Annotated in this window: 13 protein-coding genes; all 13 read left to right on the top strand. The window is 38.6% G+C overall.

Going from position 1 to position 13,971, the window contains the following annotated elements; translation table 11 throughout:
* Nucleotides 1–128: 128 nt before the first annotated feature.
* The 13 genes from BU038_RS01950 to BU038_RS01890 all read left to right on the top strand — a co-directional run bounded on the left by BU038_RS01950 (nt 129) and on the right by BU038_RS01890 (nt 13,889).
* Nucleotides 129–1,040: a DUF5655 domain-containing protein gene (locus BU038_RS01950; protein WP_107604566.1), complete on the top strand. Its 912-nt coding sequence runs from the start codon at nt 129–131 to the stop codon at nt 1,038–1,040.
* Between the two features lie 189 nt (nt 1,041–1,229).
* The gene (locus tag BU038_RS01945; protein WP_107604565.1) at nt 1,230–1,943 is read left to right on the top strand and encodes a GntR family transcriptional regulator; all 714 of its coding nucleotides are present in this window, start codon (nt 1,230–1,232) and stop codon (nt 1,941–1,943) included.
* Between the two features lie 62 nt (nt 1,944–2,005).
* On the top strand, nt 2,006–3,121 hold the full coding sequence (locus tag BU038_RS01940; protein ID WP_107604564.1) for an SIS domain-containing protein: 1,116 nt from the start codon (nt 2,006–2,008) through the stop codon (nt 3,119–3,121).
* A 27-nt stretch (nt 3,122–3,148) separates the two neighbouring features.
* Nucleotides 3,149–4,942 carry a glycoside hydrolase family 35 protein gene (locus tag BU038_RS01935; protein ID WP_107604563.1) on the top strand — a complete coding sequence of 598 codons (1,794 nt, stop codon included), beginning with the start codon at nt 3,149–3,151 and terminating at the stop codon, nt 4,940–4,942.
* Nucleotides 4,936–5,415 carry a PTS system mannose/fructose/N-acetylgalactosamine-transporter subunit IIB gene (locus tag BU038_RS01930; RefSeq protein WP_031262332.1) on the top strand — a complete coding sequence of 160 codons (480 nt, stop codon included), beginning with the start codon at nt 4,936–4,938 and terminating at the stop codon, nt 5,413–5,415. The genes BU038_RS01935 and BU038_RS01930 overlap by 7 nt, the downstream gene beginning before the upstream one ends.
* A gap of 17 nt (nt 5,416–5,432) precedes the next feature.
* Nucleotides 5,433–6,329, top strand: a complete 897-nt coding sequence (locus tag BU038_RS01925; protein ID WP_107604562.1) for a PTS mannose/fructose/sorbose/N-acetylgalactosamine transporter subunit IIC — start codon at nt 5,433–5,435, stop codon at nt 6,327–6,329.
* Complete coding sequence (locus BU038_RS01920; RefSeq protein ID WP_107604561.1) at nt 6,316–7,146, top strand: PTS system mannose/fructose/sorbose family transporter subunit IID; 831 nt, start codon at nt 6,316–6,318, stop codon at nt 7,144–7,146. Before BU038_RS01925 ends, BU038_RS01920 begins: the two co-directional genes overlap by 14 nt.
* A 21-nt stretch (nt 7,147–7,167) precedes the next feature.
* Nucleotides 7,168–7,545, top strand: coding sequence for a PTS sugar transporter subunit IIA (locus BU038_RS01915; protein ID WP_002480156.1), 378 nt, complete (start codon nt 7,168–7,170; stop codon nt 7,543–7,545).
* Between the two features lie 23 nt (nt 7,546–7,568).
* Nucleotides 7,569–8,726, top strand: coding sequence for an N-acetylglucosamine-6-phosphate deacetylase (nagA, locus tag BU038_RS01910; protein WP_107604560.1), 1,158 nt, complete (start codon nt 7,569–7,571; stop codon nt 8,724–8,726).
* A gap of 193 nt (nt 8,727–8,919) precedes the next feature.
* Nucleotides 8,920–9,942: a LacI family DNA-binding transcriptional regulator gene (locus tag BU038_RS01905; RefSeq protein ID WP_107604559.1), complete on the top strand. Its 1,023-nt coding sequence runs from the start codon at nt 8,920–8,922 to the stop codon at nt 9,940–9,942.
* Nucleotides 9,943–10,009: 67 nt separating this feature from the next.
* Nucleotides 10,010–11,299: an MFS transporter gene (locus tag BU038_RS01900; RefSeq protein ID WP_107604558.1), complete on the top strand. Its 1,290-nt coding sequence runs from the start codon at nt 10,010–10,012 to the stop codon at nt 11,297–11,299.
* 15 nt (nt 11,300–11,314) lie between these two features.
* Nucleotides 11,315–12,829 carry a xylulokinase gene (xylB, locus tag BU038_RS01895; RefSeq protein WP_199219678.1) on the top strand — a complete coding sequence of 505 codons (1,515 nt, stop codon included), beginning with the start codon at nt 11,315–11,317 and terminating at the stop codon, nt 12,827–12,829.
* Complete coding sequence (locus tag BU038_RS01890; protein ID WP_107604556.1) at nt 12,819–13,889, top strand: NAD(P)-dependent alcohol dehydrogenase; 1,071 nt, start codon at nt 12,819–12,821, stop codon at nt 13,887–13,889. The genes xylB and BU038_RS01890 overlap by 11 nt, the downstream gene beginning before the upstream one ends.
* The last annotated feature ends 82 nt before the right edge of the window (nt 13,890–13,971 follow it).

Raw genomic sequence — 13,971 nt, 5'->3', positions numbered from 1 at the left:
CAATAATAATTTGTTTTAGTGATTATTTTAAAGATGTATAAAATCATCGGATAACTCACTACTTTTACATGACTTATAGTAAAATAAAAAAGAAACCTATCAAGATATACATAAGGGTGAGACATGAAATGGCTGATATTAAATTATTTGATGTGAATGGTGAAGATGTAAGGGAATTAATAGGGCAATCGGTGACAATAGAGAAGAAACTTCAAACGATGATTGAGAATCATTTGGAGACTTTTTTAGGCGTTAAATTTCTCGAAAGTGAGTATACAACAGGAAGAAGACATGGCGGACGTATAGATACATTAGGGATTGATGAAAATAATGTGCCTGTGATTATTGAATATAAACGTACGACTAATGAGAATGTGATTAACCAAGGTTTGTTTTATTTAGATTGGTTACTTGACCATAAAGGTGAGTTTCAAATGAAGGTAATGCAACAATTAGGTAGAACAGTTTCTGAAGAGATTGATTGGTCGAATCCACGTTTAGTTTGTATCGCAGGTAACTTTACTAAGTATGATGAACATGCGGTGCAATTGATTGATCGCAATATTGAGTTATATCGATACAGCTATTATGATAATCGCTACTTATTATTAGAACTTGTAAATGTGAATACACCGCAAGTGAAACCAGCTGTACAATCGACAAGTCATCATAAAGCGAGTCATAAAAGTTTATTTTTAATAAATGTTGAGTTAGCTTCAGATGAACTAACACAGTTATACGATGATTTATATAACTATGTTATGAGCTTAGGGGATGACGTGCAGTTTAAAGCACAAAAGTTCTATGGTGCTTTCAAACGTATTAAGAATTTTGTGTGTGTTGAAATGTTGCCTAAGAAAGGTATTATTCTTATGTATGTCAGAATAGACATGACAGATATAGAATGGGAACCAGGATTTAGTAAAGATATGACACATATTGGTCATTATGGAACTGGTAATGTCGCCTTAACATTGAGAAACAAAAAGGATTTAGAAAAGGCTAAGTCATTTATTGAAGCGAGTTATGAGAATAACTAATGAATGGTACGTATATAATGATGTACATGTGTTAAAATGATAGGCAATTGATAGTAGGGTGGAACTGTTGATGACTCAGCAGTTCTCTTTTTTAATAGGGCAAGAAAAATTGAAATTTTTTCAAAAAAGTAATGACAGCCCTTACAAACTCAATTATAATAAAAGTGGTTATAACCAGAGGTGATAAAAATGAATAACTCTAAAGCTCCGTTATATTTCCAAGTGTATGAAGATATAAAGACTCGGATTGTAAACGGTGAATATGAGGAAGGAACAAAATTACCATCTGAAAGAAAATTATGTGATTTGTATGATGTGAGTCGTATTACGATTCGTGAGTCACTGGATCGTTTGGAACAGGAACAAATGATCAGACGTGAACATGGAAAGGGCTCGATTGTACTGGGTAATCATTATACACAAGTATTAAACAGTCTCTATAGTTTCAAAGATGAAATTGAGAAGAATGGGAAGCAGGCAAGTACGAAAGTAATCAGTATGGAGCGTATTGATGTGACACCGTTCTTACAAGAGAAAATGGGCTTGAAATCTTTTCACTCAGTATACCGTTTAATACGTTTAAGACTCGCAAACGAGCAGCCGATGATTTATGAAATTACATATTTACCAGTAAGATTATGTGAAGGATTGGATAAATTTGATTTTAACCATCACTCACTCTATGAAACATTAGATCAGTATTATGATATTCAGATTGATAATGCATATGAAAGTTTAAGTGCGATTAAATTGAATAAGAGTATTGCGGATTTATTGAATGAAAGTGTTAACGCGAGCTGTATGTTCATTGAACGTGTTAGTTATGTTAATGGCGAAATCATTGAGTATACGCAATCTTATGCAGGTGGTAATAATTACAAATACACAGTGCAGCTGCTTTAAGCTCTGTGTATTCATAATAAAACTGGTTATGACAACATAACAACATAGTAGGAGGTAGAATTATTTTGAAGACAACAGATACTTACAGAGAAATACACCAACAGCCTTCTGTGTGGAAGAAAACGTTCGATATTGTGAAAGATGTTTCAGCGGATTTCAAACGATTCATTGAAGCTATTGAAGATAATGAGTCGACTGACAAGTTTAAAGTTATTTTCACGGGCGCAGGTTCAAGTGCGTATGTCGGTGATATTGCACGTATGGCCGTGGATAATAATAAATTCCCGAAATGGAACTTTGAATCTGTACCGACAACACACTTTGTGACAAACCCGGGCACATATATCGACGATGCAACAACATACTTAGTGGTTTCCTTCGCAAGATCAGGCAACAGCCCTGAAACGCAAGGCACAGTAGAATTATTTAACCAATTGTCACAACATGTTTATCACGTTTTCATCACAAACAATAAAGATGGTTTCTTAGGTCGTTACACAGACATTGAGAATGCATTCAAAGTTATCTTGCCAGATGAAACGAATGATAAATCTCTCGCAATGACATCAAGTTTTTCAACTATGTTATTGGCAGCATGCTTATTATTCAGTTCAGAAGCGATTGACGAAGCTTACTTTAAACGTGTCGAACAGAACTTCAGTTGGATTGATGCACATGCAAGAGAAGTTGCGGCGCAACCGTTCAAGAAAATCTTCTATGCTGGCACAGGCATGCAAGGCGAGTTGACGAAAGAAGTCAGCTTGAAATTAAACGAGTTGACTGCTGGTGCGATTGAAATTGCGAAAGAAACTACACTTGGATTCAGACACGGTCCTAAAGCAGGCTTGAATGACAATGCATTATTCATCATGTTGAGAGGCGCAAATGACTATCAACGTCGTTATGAAGCAGATGTGATTCATGAGATCGATATTCCAAAACGTAACTATCAAATCTTAGTGTTAGACGGTAAAGCAAGTGATGATGCATTCACATTTACTTTCCCTAATGCTGAACACGACAGTGATTTAGAGTTGACGCTTGAATATTTGATTTTCGGACAGTTATTAGCGTTTTATAAATCTATTCAATTAGGATTGAATCCAGATAATCCAAGTCCAAATGGATTTATCAACCGTGTCGTTAAAGGTGTCACAATTTATCCATTTGAAGCTTAAGACACAATATTCAAGGAGGCGAGCTTGTTGAGTAAATTCACAGTGGAAGAAGAATTTATGTTAGATGGAAAGCCTTTGAAGATTTTGTCAGGTGCGATTCATTATTTCAGAGTGTTGCCTGAGGACTGGGAACATTCTTTGTACAACTTGAAAGCCTTAGGCTTTAATGCCGTTGAAACCTATGTACCGTGGAATTTCCACGAAACGGTTGAAGGTAAGTTCGACTTTACTGCAACGAAAGATCTCAAACGCTTCATTCATACAGCTGAAGCTATTGGTCTTTATGTCATTGTCAGACCTTCTCCATACATTTGTGCAGAATGGGAATTCGGTGGTTTGCCAGCGTGGTTGTTAACGAAACCAAACTTACGTGTACGTTCGCGTGATCCGCAATTCTTAGAGTATGTGGAGCGTTATTATGACCGCTTGTTTGAAATCTTGACACCGCTTCAAATCGACCATCAAGGCCCCATCCTCATGATGCAAGTCGAAAATGAATACGGCTCTTACGGTGAAGACAAGACCTACCTCAGTGCACTCGCCCGCATGATGCGAGACCGCGGTGTGACAGTACCATTATTCACATCAGACGGCTCCTGGCAACAATGTCTAGAGGCCGGCAGTCTTGCTGAAGCAGACATTATACCGACAGGCAACTTCGGTTCGAAATCACAAAAGCGTTTAGACAACCTGCACAAGTTCCATCAACAATTCGGCAAGACGTGGCCATTAATGAGTATGGAATTTTGGGATGGTTGGTTCAACCGCTGGGGCGACCGTATCATTACACGTCAAAGCGATGAATTGATTGATGAAATCGGTGAAGTATTAAAACAGGGTTCCATTAATCTCTACATGTTTCATGGCGGTACGAACTTCGGCTTTTGGAATGGTTGTTCTGCACGAGGACGTATCGACTTACCGCAAGTCACATCTTATGATTACGATGCGCCATTAGATGAAGCAGGCAACCCAACCGTGAAGTACTACAAGATTCAACAGTTGGTACACAAGCTTCATCCAGAGATTCAACAAACAACACCGAAAGTGAAACCATTGATGGCTAAAGATGATATCACGCTCACTGATAAAGTCAGCTTGTTTAATATCTTAGACGACATCAGCCATCACAGTGAAAGCTTTTATCCAGAATCCATGGAGACTGCTGGAACAGGCTATGGGTACATGGTTTATCGTACACAGTTGAAACGAGCGACTAGACAAGAGTATTTAAGAATTGTGGATGCGAGAGACCGTGTTCAACTGTTCTTAGACAACGAAAAAGTCTATACCGCATATCAAGAAGAAATCGGTGACAAGTTTGAAGTAGCATTAAAACAACCTGTCGTTCAAGCAGATGTGTTAGTCGAACATATGGGACGTGTCAATTATGGTTATAAGCTCGTCGCGCCGACACAACGTAAGGGTCTCGGTCAAGGTTTGATGCAAGATTTGCATTTTGTACAACAATGGGAACAATTCGATATTGATTTTGACTTGTTAGAAGACAAGCACTTTGAACAAGCATGGGAAGCAGACCAACCAAGTTTCTATAGATATCAATTTGATATAGAAACACCTGAAAGTGCTTACTTAGATGTAAGCGGTTTCGGTAAAGGCGTTGTCTTAGTGAACGGCTTTAATATCGGTCGTTACTGGAACAAAGGACCGACACTTTCTTTATATATTCCTGGTGCATTATTGAAACAAGGTCAAAATGAAATCATTATTTTCGAAACAGAAGGACAGTACTCAGAGGAAATCCGCTTATTACAAGCACCTCAATATATAGCCTCAAAACGTAAGGAGAGAACATCATGATTATAGCAAACAGAATTGATGGCCGTTTAATTCACGGCCAAGTCGCAAACTTATGGGCAACGAAACTGAATATCACACGTTTTATGGTAATTGATGATGAAGTCGCTCAAAGCACAATTGACAAGCAAGGCTTGAAATTAGCAACACCTGCAGGTGTGCGTTTAAGTGTTTTGCCTGTAGCGAAAGCAGCTGAAAATATTTTAGCAGGCAGATATGATTCACAACGCTTAATGGTCATTGCGAAGAAACCGGATCGTTTCTTAGAACTGATCAATCAAGGTGTCGACCTTGATGTATTAAACGTAGGTAATATGTCTCAAACAGATGAAACAAAGTCTATTACCCGTTCAATCAATGTAACGGATAAAGATATTAACGACTTTAAAGCAATTCAACAAAAAGGCGTTAAGATAACTGCTCAAATGGTTCCAAACGATAAAGCAGAAGATTTTATGACATTAATTAAGGGATAGTCAGGAGTGAAGACAACATGGAAATACTTTGGTGGCAGATTTTATTATTAACCTTGTATGCAGGGTATCAAATCCTAGATGAAATCCAAATTTATTCATCTTTAAGCCAACCTGTATTTGCGGGATTAATCGCCGGTTTGATTATGGGCGATGTAACAACAGGGTTGATTATCGGCGGTAGTATGCAATTAACGATTTTAGGTGTAGGGACATTCGGGGGTGCATCAAGAATTGATGCCAACTCTGGTACCTTACTTGCGGTCGCATTCTCAGTAGCACTTGGAATGAACCCGCAACAAGCTTTAGCGACATTGGCCGTGCCAGTTGCGAGCTTAATGATTCAAACAGATATCTTAGCACGTTTCGCAAACACATTCTTTGCGCATAGAATCGATGCGAAAATCGAATCATTTGATTACAAAGCAATTGAAAGAAACTATTTATACGGTATGATTCCTTGGTCATTATCAAGAATGATTCCAGTATTCTTAGCATTAGCTTTCGGTGGCGGCGTAGTTAAAGCAGTTGTAAATTATTTGAACTCAGATTTGAAATGGTTAGGTGATGGTTTAACTGTTGCCGGTGCCGTTTTACCAGCCGTAGGTTTCGCAATCCTTTTACGTTATCTACCTATTAAGAAACACTTCCCATACTTCATTTTAGGTTTCGTATTAACAGCGTTATTCGTAACTCTATTTGATGGTATGACTGGACTTGGTACAGCAGTAGCTGGCTTAGATAAACACTTTGGTATTAAATTCACTGGTTTATCAATGTTAGGTATCGCATTGATCGGTTTCGCGTTTGCGGCTATTGAATACAAACGTACATCAGAAAACCGTCCAGTACCGCAGTATGGTGGCGCAGCTCAGAATAATAACAGCGAAGGAGAGATTGAGGATGACGAACTCTAATAATCAAAACGGCACATCTTATCAATTAACCAAAAAAGATTTTAATCAAATCAATCGCCGTAGCTTATTTGCCTATCAATTAGGGTGGAACTATGAACGTATGCAAGCCTCTGGTTATTTGTATACTATCCTTCCGCAATTAAGAAAGATTTATGGCGACGGCACACCAGAACTTAAAGAAATGATGAAAACTCATACACAATTCTTTAACACAAGTAACTTCTTCAATACCATCATCATGGGTATTGATATCGCAATGGAAGAGAAAGAAAAAGTAAAAGCTAAAGACTCAGTACAAGGTTTGAAAGTTGGTTTAATGGGACCATTCGCCGCTATCGGTGACTCAATCTTTGCCTCATTAATCCCGACAATCTTCGGTGCCTTAGCTGCCAACATGGCAATCAACGGTAACCCGATCGGCGCATTTATCTGGTTAGCAGCTCAAATCGCCGTTATGGTATTCAGATGGAAACAATTAGAATTCGCGTATAAAGAAGGGGTATCCCTTGTTACGACAATGCAACACAGACTTGAGAACTTAACGAATGCAGCTACATTGCTCGGGGTCTTCATGGTCGGAGCCCTCGTCGCCACGATGATTAAAGTGAAGTTCGCTTGGATGCCGCACATTGGTAAATTGACAATTGATGTTCAAAACAATATCGATATGATCTTACCTAAATTATTACCACTTGGTATTGTATTAGCGATTTACTGGTTACTTGGACGCAATAAAATGAGTTCAACTAAAGCCATCTTTATCGTATTAGTGGTATCAATTATCTTATCTGCATTAGGCATTATCGGTAAAGCTTAATTCAAAGGTGGAAACAAAGAGATGAAAAAATTAATTTTAATCAGTCATGGCGCATTTTGTGAAGGTTTAAAAGAAAGTGCAGAAATGATTTTAGGTGAACAACCTGATATCGTCCCTGTACCGTTATTACCAGAAGAAAGTGCAGAAGACTTCCAAGCAAAATTACTTGCGGAAATGGCCAAAGAAGACGGCTTTACAGTCTTTGCGGATTTAATGGGCGGTACACCTGCCAATGTTGCGGCTAAATTATTAATGCAAGGTCAGCAGTTTGATTTATACGCTGGCATGAACTTGCCGATGATTGTCGCATATGTAAATGGTGAACTCTTAGGAGAAGCACAAGACATCGTTGGAAAAACGAAAGAGTACATTGTGAAAGTAAACGATTTATTATTATAAATCACGAATAAGAAGGTAGAAACATGTCAGAATATGTAATTAGCAACGCTAAGATTTATAGTGAAGATCAAGTTATTGAATCAGGATATGTCCATATTAAAGACGGTAAAATTGAAGCAGTCGACAGTGGTATGTATACAGGACCGCTTACTCAACATGATGCGGAAGGTAAAATCTTACTTCCAGGATTTATAGATATTCATATCCACGGTGGATATGGTAATGATGCGATGGATGCATCTGTTGAAGGGTTACAACACTTAGCTGAGAATTTACTAAGCGAAGGGACCACTTCTTTCTTAGCGACAACAATGACACAATCTGAAGAAAATATTAATAAAGCATTAGAATCAATCGTTGCATATAAAGCAACACAAAATAGCTATAATGCTGCGGAAATTGTCGGTATCCATTTAGAAGGACCGTTTATTTCAGAACATAAAGTCGGTGCACAAAATCCAGCCTACGTGCAACAACCAAGTGTAGAGAAACTGAAACATTTCCAAGAAACAGCAGATCATAATATCAAAATCCTTACTTACGCTCCCGAAGTGGAAGGTGCTGATGTTATGTTAGAAGCATTTAAAGATGAGATTATCTTCTCTATCGGCCATACGACAGCAGACTTTGACCAAGTCAATGCCGCTGTAGCCAAAGGCGCAAAACACATTACTCATCTATACAATGCAGGTACACCATTCTTACACCGTGCCCCTGGTGATTTCGGTGCTGCCTGGACAAACGATGATTTAAGTACAGAATTAATTGTAGACGGTGTACACTCTCATCCGGCATCTATTAAAATTGCCTATAAAATGAAAGGTAATGAACACTTTTATGTGATTACAGATGCGATGCGCGCGAAAGGTATGTCAGAAGGTGAATACGACCTTGGCGGCCAAACTGTCGTAGTGAAAGGAAAAGAAGCAAGATTAAAAACAGGTTCTCTTGCGGGTAGTATATTAAGAATGAATCAAGGACTTAAAAACTTACTTGATTTTACAGGTGACACTTTAGAAAACGCATGGAGAACAACGAGTTTGAACCAAGCGAAAGCACTCAAAATAGATGATCGAAAAGGCAGTATCAAACCAGGCAAAGATGCAGACCTCATTTTAGTAGATGAAGACATCAACGTTCTGACTGCCATCAAAAAAGGAAAAATCCATTCCTTCAGTTAAAAATTAATCCAATAAAACCCCAACCCCCTAGTGAATATAAGATGATTCATCAACAATCATCGCAGCATCCGGTTCCTAAGTAGTCATAGGAGCCGGGTTATTTTCTTTTTGTGAATGTAAGCCTTTACATTTATGCTTAGATACATTAGAATAAGAATCAGTTTTAACTTAAACGTTTAAGGAAGTAATCAATATGAACAATAATCCAACACTTCACGACGTCGCAAAAGCAGCAGGAGTTTCAGTAGCGACTGTTTCAAATGTGATGAATGGTAAAAAAGGACAAGTCAGTGAGAAGACGAAAGCAAAAGTAGAATCAGCTGTTGAGTCACTGGGCTATCAACCTAATACGTATGCCCGTCAGTTAAAAAGCGGTCAAAGTAACTTAGTTGCCTTTATTGTCCCTGACCAAAACCCATTCTTTACGGATATTTTAAACGGTTTAACTACAGTGTGTTTAGCACACAACTTGCAAGTGATTGTGATTTCGTCAGAAGAAAGTGAACAACGACAAAATGAACTGATAGATTTATTTGTGAAACAACGTGTCAATGCGATTGTGTTAGCGCCCGTTTCGTCACATCTGACATTAAAAGATGAATGGAAAAAGACGCCGATTGTGACCGTAGACAGAACGATAGAAGCGAGTGATGTGCCAAGTGTCACAGTGAATAACCAAGCAGCAGGCTATCAAGCAACACAACACTTGTTGGAGTTAGGTCACACGTCTATTGCGATTTTACTGGCAAATCCTAAGATCAGTACAACTACCCATAGACAAGCGGGTTATGAACAAGCGTTAACGGATAACCAGTTAGCGATTGATACGCGTTTAATGAGTTTCAGTGATGATAAATTGGGGACTGAGGCTCAGATAAGAAGCGGGTATCTTGCGACTAAACAATGGCTGACTTCAAAAGATGCGCCAAGTGCGTTAATCGCAACGAACTATTTATTGGTGATCGGTGCGTTACAAGCCTTTAAGGAACTGGATATTCAAATCGGTAAAGATATTTCATTTATCGGCTTTGATAATAGTCATTGGAATGAAATTTATTCACCGGCAATTACGGTTGTTGAACAACCCGCAAGCAAACTCGGTGAATGTGCAGCACAATTAATCATTGATATGAACAACGATGAACCTGCAACTTCTGTAGACTTATCGACACATTTAGCCATACGAGCATCGTGCGCTAAGAAAAATGAACGCTAGTTCGTTCTTTTTTCTTAACGTCAAACTTAAACGTTTAAGTTAGTTATAAATGAGGGGGAAATCTATAATGACGATAGAGAAAAATAGAAAGTTATGGATGGGAATACCGACAGTCGTATTCCTAGGTATTATCGCAATCTTTATTTTTATGACAGGTGACGGTATTGAACAAGCCTTCTTGTCTAAGTACATCGTAGATATTGGATTCAGCAAAAGCCAAGCTTCATTAGTCTTTGCGGTGTATGGTGTGATGGTGGTTGTAGGTTCATGGTTAGCGGCAGTTTTATCTGACGTATATGGGCCAAGAAAAGTAATGACAAGCGGCGTTGTATTATGGATTGTCTTCCATGTACTCTTCTTGACGTTTGGTTTACAACTTGAAAATTACAATATGATGTTATTGATGTACGGTATCAGAGGTGTTGCATATCCGTTATTCTTATATGGTTTCTTAGTGTGGGTGACATACATTACAAATAAAGCACGCCTTGCGACTGCGATTGGTTGGTTCTGGGCAATGTTCTCAGTAGGTATGGGTGTCGTAGGTTCATACTTACCAAGCTTCACACTTCCATATATAGGCTTCATGGGAACACTATGGTTATCTATTGTATGGATTATTATTGGTGGCATTATTGCTTATATCGCAGTAGGTAAAGACAACGTAAAACCGAATGCGGATTTAGCAGTCAACGACCGTTATAAGAAAGTATTTAAAGATATTGGTGTAGTTTATAAGAACCCTGAAATTCTTAAAGTATTTGTTGTAAGAATCATTAATCAACTGTCACTCTTTGGATTAGTGATTATCTTCCCAGTATTATTTACAGATGAAATTGGTTTTACAATGCAGCAATGGTTATGGATCTGGGGCACAATGCATGTAACTTGTATCGTCGGTGATGTGTTCTGGGGTATTATCGCAGATAAAATCGGTTGGAAACGCCAAGTCATGTGGTTCGGTTGTGTCGGTTGCGGTATCACAACACTGACATTCTATTACTTACCAATGATCAGCGGAGACGTATTCTTAATCGGCGTATTATGTGCAGTGTTATTCGGCATCACACAATCAGCATTCGTTCCGATTTTCGCGATTTTCACAGCGTTAGAACCTAATCATATTGGTGCGACGTTATCTTCACATAACTTAGCAGCAGGTTTAAGTAACTTCTTACCACCACTGATTGCGACAGTATTATTACCATTCTTCAATGAAGTGGGTGTTGTTTGGGCATTCGCATTACTTTACTTCTTTGGTGCGGTAATGACGTACTTTATCAAAGTACATCAACCAGGATTAAAACAAAAACCACGTAAAGTGATTCAACCTAAACCAGATAATGTAAATATTTAAAAAGGCAGATGAAACATATTGAAACCACTTGTTTTAGGTATAGATTTAGGAACAAGCTCAGTTAAAGTGATTGCGGTTGACCAACAAGGTTCGATTGTGACATCAAGTAGTGAACCTATTAGTATTTCACAACCGCAAAATGGTTATAGTGAACAAAACCCAGATGAATGGGTACAAGCAACAAAACAAGCGATTCAAACACTGACAGTTGAGTTAGATGCCAGTCAGTATCAAATAGAAGGTATGTCTTTCTCAGGTCAAATGCATGGCTTAGTATTGTTAGATAAAGACAATCATCCTATTCGTCCAGCAATCTTATGGAACGATACTAGAAATACTGAACAATGTGATGAAATTAAAGTGCAGTTTGGAGACAAGTTACTCGGCAATCCTATTCTAGAAGGGTTTACGTTGCCAAAACTATTATGGGTGAAAGCACATGAACCACAACATTTTGAGAAAGCTGAAACATTTATTCTTCCAAAGGATTATGTCAGATACGCATTAACTGGCAAGGTTCAAATGGAGAAATCTGATGCATCCGGCACACTGCTTTACAACAGTGAAAGTGAAGCGTGGGATAAAGAAACAAGCGCATATTATGAACTGTCACACTTACTTCCAGAACTGGTTAATTCAACAGATATAGTGGGTGAAGTCACTGAAACAGTGGCACAGGAATTAAACTTACCAAGCTCAACAAAAGTCATTGCGGGCGGCGCTGACAATGCCTGTGGTGCACTTGGTGCTGGTATTATCGGCGAAGGAGATGCGATGTGCAGTATCGGGACGTCTGGAGTAGTGCTTGTCTGTCAGAAAGACTATAGTGATTACCAAAATAACATTCACTACTTTAAACATGTCACACGGGATATCTCTTATGCGATGGGGGTTACTCTTGCCGCAGGCTTCAGTTTAGATTGGTATAAACGTAATTTCTATGCAGACCAAAGTTTTGAAGATATTACGAAAGATGCGGAAAACTCTTCGCCAGGTGCCAATGGTTTAGTATTCACGCCTTATTTAATGGGCGAACGTACACCACATGGTGATGCGAAAATTCGAGGCAGCTTTATTGGTATCAGCGGTAAACAAACACGTGCAGATTTCTCACGAGCAGTAATTGAAGGGATTACGTATTCACTTTTTGAATCATTAGACTATATCAGACAATTTTATCCAGCGATTCATACCATCACATCTATTGGCGGTGGCGCTAAAAGTGATTTCTGGCTGCAACTTCAAGCAGATATCTTCAATTTAGAAGTGAAGAAATTAAAACACGAAGAAGGACCAAGTATGGGCGCAGCAATTCTAGCCGCATATGGTGTCGGCTGGTTCGATTCATTAAAAGATTGTGTTGAAACCTTTATTCAATACGACACGACATTCGAACCAAACACACAAAAACATGAAACTTATGAACGTTACTTCAAAGTGTATCAAGACGTTTATCGAAATACGAAACAGATGACAGCGGATCTGTTATCAATTCAACAAAATCACGGGGGTTATACAGATGACAAATAATATTCCTGAAACAATGCAGATAGCTTTATTAAATAAACCATTCGATATTGAAATCAAAGAAGTCGATGTACCTAAATTAGGACCGAAGGAAGTCTTAGTTAAAATGATGGCAGTGGGTGTTTGCGGTTCTGACGTACATTACTACGAACATGGTAAAATCGGTGATTTCATTGTCAAAGAACCATTAATCTTAGGACACGAATGTGCAGGTATGGTTGCGGCAGTTGGCGATGATGTGACGAAGTTCTCAGTAGGTGACAGAGTCGCAGTAGAGCCAGGTGTACCTTGTGGTAAATGCGAACAATGTCAAAAAGGACAATACAACTTATGCCAAGATGTTGAGTTCCTAGCAACACCACCGATTGACGGGGCATTCGCACAATATATTGCACATCCCGAAGACTTCTTATTCCCGATTCCAGATTCATTATCTTATGAACAAGCATCATTAAACGAACCATTCTCAGTAGGTATTCAAGCTTGTAAACGTGCAGGTGTTCAACCAGGTTCAACAGTGGTGATTACAGGTATGGGTCCAGTCGGTTTAATGGCAGTTGTGGCAGCTAAAGCATTTGGTGCTACACGTATTATCGTAACTGACTTAGCGGATATTCGTTTAGAAGAAGCGTTGAAACTTGGTGCGACTGAAACAATCAATATCTCTAAAGAGGATCCAGTAGAACGTATCCAAGAACTTACAAACGGTAAAGGTGCAGACTATGCCTTCGAAACAGCAGGTCATCCAGCTGCACTACAATCCGCAGTACAATCTCTAGCAGTAGGCGGCAGCTTATCTATCGTTGGTTTACCGCAACAAGAAGAAATTGCGTTAAACATTCCATTCATTGGTAACCGTGAATTAAATATCTATGGTGTCTTCCGTTACGCAAACACTTATCCAATGGGTATTGAAATGTTAAACAATACAGACGCAGATCTTGATTCAATGTTCACAGATTCATATGAACTTAAAGATACAAAAGCGGCACTAGAAAGAGCACTTAACAACAAACAAGGCTCATTAAAAGTAATGGTTTATCCTAATGGTTTCTTAAACTAATATAAAGAACAAATAGCCTCGTCCGAAAAAGCGGACGAGGCTATTTTTATAACTATCTATCTTCATCATTAACCTTCACAAA

The organism is Staphylococcus simulans, from assembly GCF_003043455.1.
GTDB lineage: Bacteria > Bacillota > Bacilli > Staphylococcales > Staphylococcaceae > Staphylococcus > Staphylococcus simulans_A.
This window is presented reverse-complemented; position numbering and strand designations above follow the sequence as displayed.

Excerpts from the sequence above, each read along its gene's own strand:
- BU038_RS01950 (WP_107604566.1), top strand. The coding sequence starts at position 129 with ATGGCTGATATTAAATTATTTGATGTGAATGGTGAAGATGTAAGGGAA.
- BU038_RS01945 (WP_107604565.1), top strand. The coding sequence starts at position 1,230 with ATGAATAACTCTAAAGCTCCGTTATATTTCCAAGTGTATGAAGATATA.
- BU038_RS01925 (WP_107604562.1), top strand. The coding sequence starts at position 5,433 with ATGGAAATACTTTGGTGGCAGATTTTATTATTAACCTTGTATGCAGGG.
- BU038_RS01920 (WP_107604561.1), top strand. The coding sequence starts at position 6,316 with ATGACGAACTCTAATAATCAAAACGGCACATCTTATCAATTAACCAAA.
- BU038_RS01915 (WP_002480156.1), top strand. The coding sequence starts at position 7,168 with ATGAAAAAATTAATTTTAATCAGTCATGGCGCATTTTGTGAAGGTTTA.
- nagA (WP_107604560.1), top strand. The coding sequence starts at position 7,569 with ATGTCAGAATATGTAATTAGCAACGCTAAGATTTATAGTGAAGATCAA.
- BU038_RS01905 (WP_107604559.1), top strand. The coding sequence starts at position 8,920 with ATGAACAATAATCCAACACTTCACGACGTCGCAAAAGCAGCAGGAGTT.
- BU038_RS01900 (WP_107604558.1), top strand. The coding sequence starts at position 10,010 with ATGACGATAGAGAAAAATAGAAAGTTATGGATGGGAATACCGACAGTC.
- BU038_RS01890 (WP_107604556.1), top strand. The coding sequence starts at position 12,819 with ATGACAAATAATATTCCTGAAACAATGCAGATAGCTTTATTAAATAAA.